This is a genomic window from Priestia sp. FSL P4-0332 (assembly GCF_038005845.1).
Lineage (GTDB): Bacteria > Bacillota > Bacilli > Bacillales > Bacillaceae_H > Priestia.
This window is the reverse complement of sequence record NZ_JBBOUA010000001.1, coordinates 2,476,367-2,488,674: the sequence shown is the minus strand read 5'-3', so window position 1 is coordinate 2,488,674 and position 12,308 is coordinate 2,476,367. Positions and strand designations below refer to the sequence as shown.

The window sequence follows — 12,308 nt, the reverse complement described above, 5'->3', positions numbered from 1 at the left end:
TCATTGATATCTATAATATAAGGAGTCGTTTTTATGATTCAACTAAAAGATTTAGTTCCAAGTGAACATTACAACTTAACAGAGGAAATTGAAAAACATGCATCCGATCAGCTTGCGTTAAAGTGGCAGGACGCTGACAGTGCACGTGAAGAAATTACATATAACCAGCTGTTAGCAAAAGCCAATAAAGTGGCAAACGGGTTAACAGAGCTAGGTTTAACAAAAGGCGATCACGTTTTAGTTATTGCGCCTCGCCTTATTGAATCGTACGCTATTTACTTAGCATGCTTAAAAGCAGGTATTATTGTAATTCCTTCTTCAGAACTATTACGCGCAAAAGATATCCAATATCGTTTACATCACGCTGAAGCAAAAGCGATTATTTCTTACCATCCTTTCTGCAATGAGATCGATAAGATTGAAAACTTCCCTACTTCTCTACAACATAAAATTACGTTTGGTGCTGATGTTACGTCATGGACGCGCTTAGAGTCACTTACGGCGGATGCGCCAGAACAGTTCCAAGCAGCTAAAACAACTAAGGATGATACGGCATTCCTTCCTTATACATCTGGTACAACAGGACAGCCAAAAGGCGTTGTTCATACTCATGGATGGGCTTATGCTCACCTTCGTATCGCAGCTGCTGAATGGTTAGATATTAAAAAAGGAGATACGGTATGGGCAACAGCAGGTCCTGGTTGGCAGAAATGGATTTGGACTCCGTTTTTATCTGTACTTGGACAAGGTGCAACAGGCATTATCTATAACGGACGTTTTGAACCTAAAAAGTTTTTAGAAATTTTACAGGATGAAAAAGTAAACGTGCTGTGCTGCACGCCAACAGAGTACCGCTTTATGGCTAAAATTGATGAGCTTGAACGTTTTGACCTATCTCACCTTCATAGCGCTGTATCTGCGGGAGAACCGCTAAATGAAGAAGTGATTAATGTGTTTAAAAAATATTTTAATATCCAAGTACGTGATGGATACGGTCAAACAGAGAATACTCTTTTAATCGGTACATTAAAAGGTGTAAAAACAAAGATTGGTTCAATGGGTAAACCGATGCTTGAAGGATTTGTAGAAATCATTAATGAAGACGGCGAACCTTGTAAGCCTGGAGAAGTTGGAGATATTGCCGTTCGTAGAGACCTCCCTTCTCTTTTCAAGCACTACTATAAAGACATGGAGCGCACTGAGAAAACGTATAAAGGAAACTACTATTTAACAGGTGACCGCGCTTCTAAAGATGAAGATAACTATTACTGGTTCCAAGGACGCGGAGATGATATCATTATCAGTTCCGGCTATACAATTGGGCCATTTGAAGTTGAAGATGCATTAATTAAGCATCCAGCGGTGAAAGAATGTGCCGTTATAGCTAGCCCAGATGCTGATCGCGGCCATGTTGTAAAAGCGTATGTTGTTCTTGTCGATCATGTAAAAACAACAGATGCAGGGTTTATTAAAGAGCTGCAAAATCACGTAAAGACTTTAACTGCACCTTACAAGTATCCTCGCGTAATTGAATTTATTGATGAATTGCCAAAAACTAATTCAGGTAAAATTCGACGTGTGGAACTTCGTGAACGCGAGCAACAAAAAGCATAATAAATGAAAAAAAGACGTATCTGTTAGGATACGTCTTTTTTATTAGATAGCATGCTGTGAAGTACGGACATCTACCGTTAAAACACCGGTATTTACGTTTGCGTACGCTTTAATGATGACAGGGTAATCTTTGTTGTTTGTGAACTTAAAATCAGGTCCTCCCCACGATACGGTTGCATCTCTTCCTGCAGGTACATAACCTACATGTTTTGAATGGTGAGACCTAGCTGTCACTTGAAGACCAGCGCCGTCAATAGCATTGAATAGCGTAGAAGATGTTTGGCAGATCCCTCCGCCAATTCCCATCACCAGCTGTTTGTTGATGATTTCAGGAGCAGGCTGATAGCCTCTTTCTGCTGTGCGCTCCCCAACTGTTTGATTATAAGAAAATGAATCTCCAGGACCTAATACAACGTTGTTAATCGCTTCTGCGGATAGCTGAACATTTCTGTTTCGACTTGTATCACTTGGACGAAAACGTGTAGAATACGAAGCTAGCGATACATCAGCGATCCCTTGAGCAGATGCTGCCGTTACATTTGGAGCGGTTTCGTAAATCGGAACCTTTACATCCAATTGTTTCGTATTTAAGTTCTGCAGATTTTTAACAAGCTCTGCTTCTTTTAAAATGATTTGTTTGGACCCGCCGGTTAACGATCCATTTGCATCCATTTTTATGTTTTGCATAGGCGTGTCGATCCCTTTTGCCAGCTCAGACGCTAATTGCTTAATTTCTTGGTCGTATACGTCTTTATCCTTGTAATGAACCGGCTTGAATTCTTTCATTACTTTTCCTGTGCGGGAATCTTTCAGCTGATACGTTAGGTCTTCGATTTTAAGGACTGGTTTTTTCTTTTTCTCAGTCTTTTTTTCTGCTTTTTTCGCTGCTTGTTTTTGTTCTATCGCAGCTGTTTGCTTTGCAGAATGGTTTGTATACATGCTGTACGCAATAAACGCACTCACAATTGTAGCGCCAAGCAAAAGCGCTCCTAAGACTTTCTTCATGTAATTGAATCCCCCCATATCTCGGCTTTACCTCAATATGTTTTTTCTATAAAAATATGTATACATTCATTTTATACAAACATCTTATAAAAGACGATCTGCCAAAGTGAATAATCACCATTTTTTATATTTTTTTCTTTGTTCAACACATGAGGTAAAGCGGAATGATGTTCATAGACCCCATTTTTTCTTATGAACTCAATAGAAAACAAATGTTGTATGCGTTTCCTGTTATTACTATTCTTATATATAATAGCACGAAAACAAGGATTTTTTAACGAATTATGGTAATTATTTTAAAATTTTTCTGACAATTTTCGCGGTGTTGTTCATTTTTCTATGGGCATTATACATGGTATAATGGTAAAAATGGAATTTGTTTTATGAGGAGGATTTACGCTTGACTGAACGTTATAGCAAAGAAGAGATTAGTCATCAGCTAGAAAGTATAGATCATGTAAAAGAAGCTCTTTTAAAATATAAAAACACCGTAATCGGTGAGAAATATGATTTGCTTCCCTACCATTTAACTTCAACAAAAGAAGCAATCTTAAAGACCATTCACGATAAAAAAAGCTGTATTGTTAGCGATATCACAAAAGTACTTGGACTCTCACCTGGTGCTATCACCATTGTATTAAATCAATTAGAAGATGATGAGCTTGTGAATCGTATTTATAAAAAGCAAAACCGCCGAAGCGTGTGGGTAGAGTTGACGGAAAAAGGCGAAAAAGTTGTCGAAATATTGCAAGCTACTCGTGTCGATTTTTGGTCAGATTTACTTTCGCACTTATCAGAAGAAGAAAGAGATCAATACTTTCACATTATGAAAAAAATATCTCAAAAATTACAGCAATAAATATAAAAAAAGCGGCTATAAAGGCCGCTTTTTTATTATGCGTGTGCTAAGGCTTGTTTTTTCACTTCGTTTTTCAACACTTTTCCTACGCTGTTTTTAGGAAGTGATGAAACAAATACAACAGTTGGCACTTTATATGGTGCTAATCGTTCTTTACAGAAGTTCACTACATCTTCTTCAGTTAAAGCAGATGCTTCTTGTTTAACAACAAATGCATATGGAACTTCGCCGTACACATCATCAGGCATGCCGACAACTGTCGCTTCTAACACACCATCTGCTGCTAGGACAACTTCTTCTACTTGATCTGGGTAGATGTTGTCTCCTCCATATACAATTACATCTTTATAGCGTCCTTCAATGTAAAGAAATCCGTCTTCATCTAATCGACCTGCATCGCCCATCGCTAACCAGCCATCTTGTAAGACAGCGTTTGTTGCTTCTTCATTTTGCCAGTAGCCTTTAAATAGATAAGGGCTTCGTACAAGTACTTCACCTTTTTCTCCAGTTGGAACTTCTTGACGTGTTTCGGGGTCTACAATTTTAACTTCCACATGTGGAGCAGGTTTTCCAGCAGAGCTTACTTTCTTCCATCCCATTTGAGGATGCCATGAACTGATAATCCAAGCTTCTGTGCTTCCGTACCCTTGAGCTAAAATCATTCCGTTACGATCATATTGTTCAATTAAAGACTCTGATACTTTTGTTCCGCCTGACACAGCAAGTTTTAGAGGAAAATCATAGTGATCTCCTTTTTCAAGCTCTTCTACAATGTATTTTAATGCAGGTGGTAGTGCAAACAGCATTTTAATGTTTTCTTTTTCAATTACCTCAATTACTTTAGCTGGATCTGTTTCTTCAGAACATACCATTGTGTTTCCTGTGTTAATGCACATAAATAAAATGCTCATCGAACTCATGTGGAAGAATGGATGAACAAACAAATAGCGCATGCTTTTATCAATATTTGCACGTTCTTCCTGTCCGCCAGAATTTAAAAAGGCACTTACCGATCCGTGTGCAATCATACATCCTTTTGACTTACCTGTTGTACCTGATGTGAACATCATCAATGCTAGATCTTCAGGAAGTACTTCAGGAAGTGCTTCTGGCGTGTTTGTGTTATACGCTGAGAATTGAGTTGTAAATTCTTTTGCATCCTCAATTTTTAACGTAAAACTAAGTCCATCCGTTTGTTCCGCTTTTTCTAATACAGACGTAAATTCATTGTGGTGGATAATCGCTTTTAACTGTCCGCTCGTAATAATGCTATCAAGCTCATAAGGTGTCATGCTCTTACTTAATGGAACAACGACTGCTCCCACTTGTAAAATCCCCATTGTAACGACTGGGTAAGCAATGCTTGTATGAGCTAAAACACCAATACGGTCTCCTTTTTGAATTCCTTTCTCTAAGAAGTAATGAGACAATTGATTTACTTTTTCATGAAATTCATTAAATGTATAACGTTCATTATGTTCAACTAGTGCTTCATGTTGAGGAGAAATCTCTGCACGTTCTGCGACTAAGTATTGTAATGTGTTCATTTTATCCTCTCCTTTGTCCGCTCGGACTAAATATTTCGTTTATGAATATTTTAATGACTAAAACATAATAACAAAAAATTTTTCCGAAGTAAAAGTTTAAAATTATCAAAATGTGTTTATATAGGTTGTATCGGGAAATGTTAAAAGAGATACTGTTTTTAAGAAGTGTTGTATTACCAAGGGTTTGAGAAAATTTTACAAAATTTAAATAGTTCAGACACTGGGTTTAACGAACTATTTTTTTCCTTTTTTTGTTTGTAAATTAGTTTTTATTTCTTGTTTTTCATTTTTTTAATATATTTTCTTACTTTCCCCTTATTCACCGGATTTTGAGCTAATTTATTGAATGAAAACGGTGAATATGAAACAATAATATATAAGCATTTGGGTTTGAAAGGAGCAAATTTAGACATGAAAGTTCTTGTAATTGGTGCGAATGGTCAAGTAGGCAAACATATTGTAAACATTTTGAATGAAAGTGATGTGCACACTGTACGTGCGATGGTTCGTAAAGAAGAACAAGCAAAAGAACTTGAGGCAAGAGGTATCGAAACGGCTTTTGCAAGCTTAGAAGGCACTGTACATGAAATTAAGGAAGTGATGAAAGGCTGTGACGCCGTTATCTTTAGCGCAGGATCAGGCGGAAATACAGGCCATGATAAGACACTTTTAATTGATTTAGACGGTGCGGTAAAAGCGATGGAAGCTGCAGAAAATTTAGGTATTAAACGATTTGTGATGGTAAGCGCACTTCAAGCACATCACCGTGAAAACTGGAATACTTCACTAATTCCTTACTATGTAGCCAAACATTACGCGGATAAAATCTTAGAAGCAAGCGGATTAACATATACAATTGTTCGACCAGGCGGATTGTTAAACGAACCAGGAACAGGACGTGTAGATGCTGGGGAGAACAAAGAGCGCGGATCCATTCCTCGCGAAGATGTAGCGCGTGTGGTAGTGGAAACGTTAAGTGAAGATCATACATTCGGACGTTCTTTTGATTTAGTTTCAGGCGATACGCCTATCGCAGAGGCTATTCAATCTATTTAATATAAAAAAAGCAGCGAATACGTATTCGCTGCTTTTTATTTATCATTTAATACATGTACTAAATGATAAATCACTTTTGCTGTCAGTCCCCATATGACTCGATCTTCATAGTAATAAAAATGTTCTTCCATCTCTCTTGTTTGCCAATTATAATTTTCACCACCAATAATCGCGTCATAAGGAAAATTATGTTCGGGTTCTACCCTGAAATGGATATTGTGTATATCAGGTTCGGTACGCTGGAAAAAAGAAAGAGGCACGGTAAATACTTCTGCTACTTCCGAAGGATTCGGTCGAAGTTCAAGCGACTCATCAATAAAACCTACATAAGGATAAATGATTGTTCCGAATTGAGAAACAATATAATCTAAAGCTTGTACTTGCTGAATAGATTCAGGCGTAATCCCTAACTCCTCGGATGTTTCACGGATAGCCGTTTCTTTTTCGTCTGCATCCGTCTTCTCGACACGCCCTCCTGGAAAACAAATTTCTCCGGGCTGTCTTCGTAAATCGAGGGCTCTTACCTCAAATAAAACATGTAGTTCCCCTTGTTTTTCAATAAGCGGAACAAGAATACCGAAGCGAGAAAACTGCTCCATCCCAAGAATTGTCGGTATCCGATTTTCTAACTTAGCTATAATACGGGATGCATCCATACGTCCACTTCCTTTCACAAAATGAATTATCAAAAGAATAGCGAGTTGTAAGCTACGATGTCAACTAACCTGCAAAAGAAAGCTGTTATCTTTAGTATATGAAGAGATCCATTCAATTGACACTACAATTGATAAAAATATATAACATGAATATAAATAAAAGCAGATAGCATCGGCTACCTGTCTTTTTGTTTTGTTTTTAACAACCCATAAATAAGTAAAAAGAATGCAACCACACTGATAAGCAATCCTCCTACTTGCTTATCAGTGAGTCCAAAACGAAGCTGAAGCCAAAAGATAACCAAGCAAATCAAAATGACACTGGTAGCTAAATAAAAGTAAATACTGTAGAAAAACGGATTCGTTCTTTTCCGTTTGTAGACAAGTAGTGAGATGCCTATATACGTACCCAATAGTGTGAGTAATACAACAACTTCCGTTAATGTTCTCACCGCATTCTCCCCTCTCCCTTTTTTCTTCTATACCCCGTTTCTTCTTTCATCAAAAGGAAGTTTGACTAAGGTATTTACAAAAAAAGCCCTTATGCCATAAAGCGGTTTCCTTCAATACACTTGCTTTTATATATCAAGAGCAAAGGTAATGACCGCTTCACAAGCTAACTCGCTGTCTACAAATGCTTTTCCTTTTCCTCTTACAATCTTTCCGCGCTGCTTGAGGACCTCAAATTCTAAACGCAGTGTATCTCCTGGCCTTACTTGACGCTTAAAACGACATTCGTCTATTCCTGCTAAAAAAGCAAGTCTTCCTTTTTGTTGGTCATCCGCAGCCATGGCAAATCCACCGAGCTGAGCAAGAGCTTCTACAATAAGTACCCCTGGCATTACCATATAGTCGGGAAAGTGGCCTTTGAAAAAAGGTTCATTTGCTGTTACTTGTTTGATTCCTACCGCAAGCTTTCCTTCTTCTTGCTCTAAGATGCGATCAACAAGTAAAAAAGGATAGCGGTGTTGAAGGGTATGTTTTATTTGTTTTATATCTTTCATATGTATCGCTCCTTTTTCTTATAATAAGGGGTCCTTACCGTCAAATGCAGGAAACGTATCTGGATGAAGAAGCGGCGCGAGTTTTTTTAACCCTAACAGCAACCTAGGTGAAGGACGACAATACAGCCATTCTTCTAGTACATATACGCGATGTTCTTTTATGGCAGACATGTCAGACCAGTTCGGTCTCTTGTGTAAAATCGTTGGATTCACTTTGTTTGTCTGTACGCCCACCCAAGCCAAACACACATGAAGTGGATTTCGTTTGAGCACTTCTTCCCAATCACTCTGTACATTTGCTTCTTTATGATCAGCAAATATATTTTCTCCTCCCGCTAACTCACTAATTTCAGTCAGCCAGTTTGCTTTGCCAGGAGTAAAGACAGGTTTTGGCCACCATTCCCAGTATACAGTGGCTTTTTCATCAATTTGATTTGCAATCCCTTTATATGTAGAAAGAAACTGATCATAACGCTTTAACAGTTCAGCTGCTTTTGTTTCAATGTTTAATCGCTGACCTAAATCCTGTAGATTTTGACGGATATCTTCTAGCGAATTAGGATTATATACGACATAAGGAAGCTTTCGTTTTTTTAGTTGTTCAATATTTCGCTCCATTCCAGGAACGCTTAGTGATGCTAGGACTAAATCGGGTTTAGCTTCTTCCACCGCGTCCATATTAATAGATAAATCGGGACCTAAACGCGGCAGACCTTGAATAGACTGCGGCCAATCGGAATAATCATCTATTGCTACGAGCAAATGCTCACATTTTAAATACGCTATTAGTTCTGTATTGCTTGGACAAAGCGAAACAATTCGCATAGTTCCCCTCCTGCATTCATTTCTTTTTTTCTATTATACAATAGATCCACATATAAAAAGCAGAGACTTTCACTGAAGTCCCTGCTTGTGGTGCTCTCTCTTATCCGCCCATCGCGTGATAAAAGAAGTAAAAGAAACCTAAACAGCCAAGTGAACTAATGCTTGTAGTTAAAATGCCGATTGAAAGCAACACCTGTCCGTCTTTTTTTTGTTTGTATCGCAGCATATAATAAAAAGCTAAACAGGTGCCAAGAAGTAAATAAATAGCCCATATGTAAGGTAGATTCTTTAGCTGAAAAATGTATCCTTGATTAAATAATAAACAGTAAATAAAAAAAAGATTTACGATAAAAAATATAGGAAGTACACGTTTCTTCATCTATTAAACCCTCTTCTATTCTTTATTTTCTGCTATAGTTGCTCTGTTTTGATTTCTCAGTTCATCCCGTATGTCACGTAAATATTGATTTCTCTCTTTCATTCGCTTTAAAACTATAACGATAACAGCTATAATACCAGCAATGATTCCTATATAAAGAACTCCAAACACTAAGATAGGTACTACACCCCAAAGCTCCATCTCATTCCTCCTATTTTTTAGTTATTACCTTATTTTACCGTATTTTGTAAGGATGTCACGTCTTTTATCCATGAAAAAGGAAGTTTGAATATACATTCAAACTCCCTAAAGAGATAATAAAAAATAATATTTATTATAGCGCTTTGCTTTTGACACTCGCTCCCGTTCCGAAGAACTTATCAAAAATTTGATAAAGAGCAGACAGGCCAACTAACCAATAAATCGTTGTTACTAACCAATCCCAAGAGCCAAATAGCTCTTCTACTACATTCACGCCTAATGCTACAGCTAACCAATTTAAACCGCCTAAAATCACAAGAAGAGTCGTTAAACCTGAAAGAAATTTCACGTTGTCACCTCCTTGCGAACTGCATTAGGAAAAGCAGCTCATGTTACATCTTATGCGCTGTATAGATCAGTATATGCATAGGCGCTATGTAAAATAGTTATAAAGAATATGTGATTTATTCTTTTTTATTTCCTTATTGTGCAGCTGCAGCTTTCCCAATTTGCTTAATCGTTTCTACATGCATCGCTTCGTGATAAAAGCTGAATAAAAACGTTTCGCCAACTGTTGTAAAGTTGATGCCCGCTTTGTTTGTAAAAGGTGTGATCAACTGTTTGTCAAACTGCTGAGGCATGAACTCTTTAATACGATGTGCTTGATCTTTCAACACATTCGCAATTTCTTCAAGAGAAGGAGCAGCCTCCGTCCAATCGGCAGGTTTTGTTCCTGCGCCAAAAAAGCTTTCATAACTCTCGGGCGTTTGCATCGCTTCACCAGCTAAGCCAAACACAAGTTTTTCTTGAATAAAGGCAATGTGTCCAAGATTCCAGCGGATATTGTTATTGAATCCTTTTGGTGTGATGTCCGCTGCCTCTTCTGTTGTTTTTTCGAGGATACTAATCGTAATTCCTCTTACAACGTCCATATGTTTTAAAATCATGTTTTCCATCGTCTAATCTCTCCTTACGTTGTCGTATTAGATAAACTATTCAATGTCTATTGTGCACAAATTATCCCTTAAATGCCACTCATAACAGTTAAAGCTGAAAATAAAAGAAAACTCAAAAGAAACATCCCCCTATATAAAAACTAGGGGGATGTTTTAAGCAGAAGACTTCAAATTTGAGACAGGTCCTTTGTTTGGCTTCGGTTTTAGCTGACCTAGCTTATTTTTTAGATAATCTTTTAATGCGCCGCGTTTTCTCTTGCGTCTTTTATCACGATTTTTAATGGGAATCTCCTCCTTTCCTTTTAGTTTTAAGACCTGTGTATTAAATGGATTCTTCTTTTATACATAAAATCCTTTTGAATTCTCAAATTTACCTTCATGTAATTCTTTCCTTTTTACAAAAAAAGACCAAAGTATCAAACCTTTGATCAATCAAGCTACATACGTAATCGACCCAATAGTGGAAATAATAGCGCTGTTTCTGTCGTACCAAACAACGGGTTCGTATCTAACTGCAAAATAACTGAGGTGAGCGGTGTGAAGCCTGACAATTTCATCTGACAGGTAAGCTGATTGCTTTGCGTCGTCTTTTCTCTTTAAATTTAACACTTCAATAATTCTTTCCCGCGTCGTAATTCCAATTCCATGACCAAAATATAGAGTTTCATCTAATACAATTGTGTTTTCACCTTTCCACTGGGGAGTATCAGGGTTATAATCAGGATTTTTAAAATACGCACAGTCTCCGGGCAAGTAGTCAGATCCTTTATAACCATGGAGCTCAAGATCTTCATCATATTGCCAATCGTGTAAGTAAAGATCAGCAAAAAGCCTGTTAAAGTTTGCTTTTCCAATATTATTTAATACAGCTTTGTAAAAGATGATGATAACAGCCGTCGCGCACTCAAACGCATATTCGTGTCCGTTGTAAAAAATATCATCGATGGCCTGATGAGGAGAAACGGTAGGCAGTAGCTGAAATCCTCCGTTATCGGTTCTTTTCCAATACTTTTCGTTACACCTAGAACGTGCAAATGTAGCAAACCTGGCACCGCTTTTGCGCAGCAACACAGACGATTCAATAATTTGTAATTTAACAGATACATCAAAATCAAGCTGGTCAAATGTAGCATACTCATACACTTCCCTATAGGCATCCATCTGTTTTAAAATGTCTGCTTTTTCTTTTGTTAACGAACTATTATTTAGATCACTTATTTTCACAATTTGTTGGTTAACTTTAATCATAGACGTTCTCTCCTTTACAGAAAATGATATCAATCACTTTCTCTAACAGGATATTGATAAAAAAAGATTTTGTGTATCTTCATTTATTTAAAATCATGAAGATTAGAAAAAACGATGAAAGAAAGTAATTTAACCAATAATCTTTTCCTTTGTTCCTTTTTGTCCTTTTGTAACCTTTTTAAATATAAAGCGAGCAACTAACACGTACAGTGGTAATACAATAATGACGGCAATAACATTTAAAATCCAAGGTATTGTCCCCATAAAAACGTTTGAAGATGCTTTATCATACCAGTTCACAATAAGTATTAAAAAGAAAACACTGGATATAAAAGTACTTATATATCCCTTCTTATAGTTTGTACTTCTCACAGCAACAACAAAGCCAATTATCAATGAAATGCCTGCTGCAATTAAGATAAAAATCAAAAATAAGTTTGCTACCTTTTGAACGTCCATTACTTCCCTCTTTCTTATAAAATTTTCACTCCAGAATCTTCGTTAAGCTTATAAAAAAGTAAATTTAAGTACTTTAAACTCCCTAAAACAATTAACGATCTCTTCTAGATACAATTCCTACAGTATTTTGATTAGACGCTTCATTTTGTTTTTGATTAAAAGTTACTATTAAATTGTATATTAAAATCAACAAACCACACCGGACTATAACCCAGCGCATACTTCCTTGGAATGCAGAATTAAAAACGTTTGCTAAAGCTATTACAAGTCCTGTTGACATGTTAAGATAATTCCAAAACAAGTAAATCGCTCCTTCTTAACCATGTTCTCTTTAAATTAATCATTGCTTCTTCTTTTCTTAGGTCTTAATATAAATTCGTAGATAAACCAATAAATTAAAGGAAACAAAACAATAACGAGAAACCCGTTTTCAGCTGGTATATATTTATAGATTAATAGCATAATAATAGATGAAAACACTATAAATTTATTGGACTTA

At 36.8% G+C, this 12,308-nt stretch carries 16 protein-coding genes; 3 read left to right on the top strand and 13 right to left on the bottom strand.

From position 1 onward, the window contains the following. Positions 1-33 precede the first annotated feature (33 nt). Positions 34-1,614 (top strand): acyl-CoA synthetase MbcS, encoded by a 1,581-nt coding sequence (mbcS, locus tag MKY06_RS12580; protein ID WP_098526479.1) that lies wholly within the window; start codon positions 34-36, stop codon positions 1,612-1,614. Between the two features lie 42 nt (positions 1,615-1,656). Here mbcS and MKY06_RS12575 read toward each other — a convergent pair whose 3' ends face one another. Beyond that, positions 1,657-2,619, bottom strand: coding sequence for a VanW family protein (locus MKY06_RS12575; RefSeq protein ID WP_013057156.1), 963 nt, complete (start codon positions 2,617-2,619; stop codon positions 1,657-1,659). 400 nt (positions 2,620-3,019) lie between these two features. On the opposite strand from MKY06_RS12575, the gene MKY06_RS12570 reads away from it, so the two are divergent. Then, the gene (locus tag MKY06_RS12570; protein ID WP_013057155.1) at positions 3,020-3,478 is read left to right on the top strand and encodes a MarR family winged helix-turn-helix transcriptional regulator; all 459 of its coding nucleotides are present in this window, start codon (positions 3,020-3,022) and stop codon (positions 3,476-3,478) included. 35 nt (positions 3,479-3,513) lie between these two features. Here the strand turns inward: MKY06_RS12570 and MKY06_RS12565 are convergent, their stop codons facing one another. Then, positions 3,514-5,025, bottom strand: coding sequence for a class I adenylate-forming enzyme family protein (locus MKY06_RS12565; protein WP_029321906.1), 1,512 nt, complete (start codon positions 5,023-5,025; stop codon positions 3,514-3,516). 411 nt (positions 5,026-5,436) lie between these two features. Here MKY06_RS12565 and MKY06_RS12560 point away from each other — a divergent pair, with 411 nt between their 5' ends. Beyond that, positions 5,437-6,081, top strand: coding sequence for an SDR family oxidoreductase (locus MKY06_RS12560; protein WP_098526480.1), 645 nt, complete (start codon positions 5,437-5,439; stop codon positions 6,079-6,081). 35 nt (positions 6,082-6,116) lie between these two features. Here MKY06_RS12560 and MKY06_RS12555 read toward each other — a convergent pair whose 3' ends face one another. From MKY06_RS12555 to MKY06_RS12505, 11 genes are all read right to left on the bottom strand, one after another. Continuing rightward, on the bottom strand, positions 6,117-6,737 hold the full coding sequence (locus MKY06_RS12555; protein ID WP_013057152.1) for an NUDIX hydrolase: 621 nt from the start codon (positions 6,735-6,737) through the stop codon (positions 6,117-6,119). A 176-nt stretch (positions 6,738-6,913) separates the two neighbouring features. Continuing rightward, positions 6,914-7,189 (bottom strand): hypothetical protein, encoded by a 276-nt coding sequence (locus MKY06_RS12550; protein WP_016764214.1) that lies wholly within the window; start codon positions 7,187-7,189, stop codon positions 6,914-6,916. A gap of 126 nt (positions 7,190-7,315) precedes the next feature. After that, entirely contained in the window at positions 7,316-7,741 is a 426-nt protein-coding gene (gene fabZ / locus MKY06_RS12545) for a 3-hydroxyacyl-ACP dehydratase FabZ (RefSeq protein ID WP_013057150.1), read from the bottom strand. 18 nt (positions 7,742-7,759) lie between these two features. Then, the gene (locus tag MKY06_RS12540) at positions 7,760-8,566 is read right to left on the bottom strand and encodes a cobalamin-binding protein (RefSeq protein ID WP_116327048.1); all 807 of its coding nucleotides are present in this window, start codon (positions 8,564-8,566) and stop codon (positions 7,760-7,762) included. A 100-nt stretch (positions 8,567-8,666) separates the two neighbouring features. Continuing rightward, complete coding sequence (locus MKY06_RS12535; RefSeq protein WP_013057148.1) at positions 8,667-8,945, bottom strand: hypothetical protein; 279 nt, start codon at positions 8,943-8,945, stop codon at positions 8,667-8,669. Between the two features lie 15 nt (positions 8,946-8,960). Next, positions 8,961-9,146 (bottom strand): hypothetical protein, encoded by a 186-nt coding sequence (locus MKY06_RS12530; protein WP_013057147.1) that lies wholly within the window; start codon positions 9,144-9,146, stop codon positions 8,961-8,963. 133 nt (positions 9,147-9,279) lie between these two features. Then, the gene (locus tag MKY06_RS12525; RefSeq protein ID WP_013057146.1) at positions 9,280-9,495 is read right to left on the bottom strand and encodes a DUF378 domain-containing protein; all 216 of its coding nucleotides are present in this window, start codon (positions 9,493-9,495) and stop codon (positions 9,280-9,282) included. Positions 9,496-9,628: 133 nt separating this feature from the next. Continuing rightward, on the bottom strand, positions 9,629-10,102 hold the full coding sequence (locus MKY06_RS12520) for a DinB family protein (protein WP_098277892.1): 474 nt from the start codon (positions 10,100-10,102) through the stop codon (positions 9,629-9,631). Between the two features lie 432 nt (positions 10,103-10,534). Beyond that, on the bottom strand, positions 10,535-11,350 hold the full coding sequence (locus MKY06_RS12515; RefSeq protein WP_013057144.1) for a protein-glutamine gamma-glutamyltransferase: 816 nt from the start codon (positions 11,348-11,350) through the stop codon (positions 10,535-10,537). 129 nt (positions 11,351-11,479) lie between these two features. Continuing rightward, a complete protein-coding gene (locus MKY06_RS12510) occupies positions 11,480-11,809 on the bottom strand; it encodes a hypothetical protein (RefSeq protein WP_064471702.1) in 330 nt (109 codons plus the stop codon). Between the two features lie 91 nt (positions 11,810-11,900). Further along, positions 11,901-12,110: a hypothetical protein gene (locus MKY06_RS12505; RefSeq protein ID WP_289914325.1), complete on the bottom strand. Its 210-nt coding sequence runs from the start codon at positions 12,108-12,110 to the stop codon at positions 11,901-11,903. Positions 12,111-12,308: the final 198 nt, after the last annotated feature.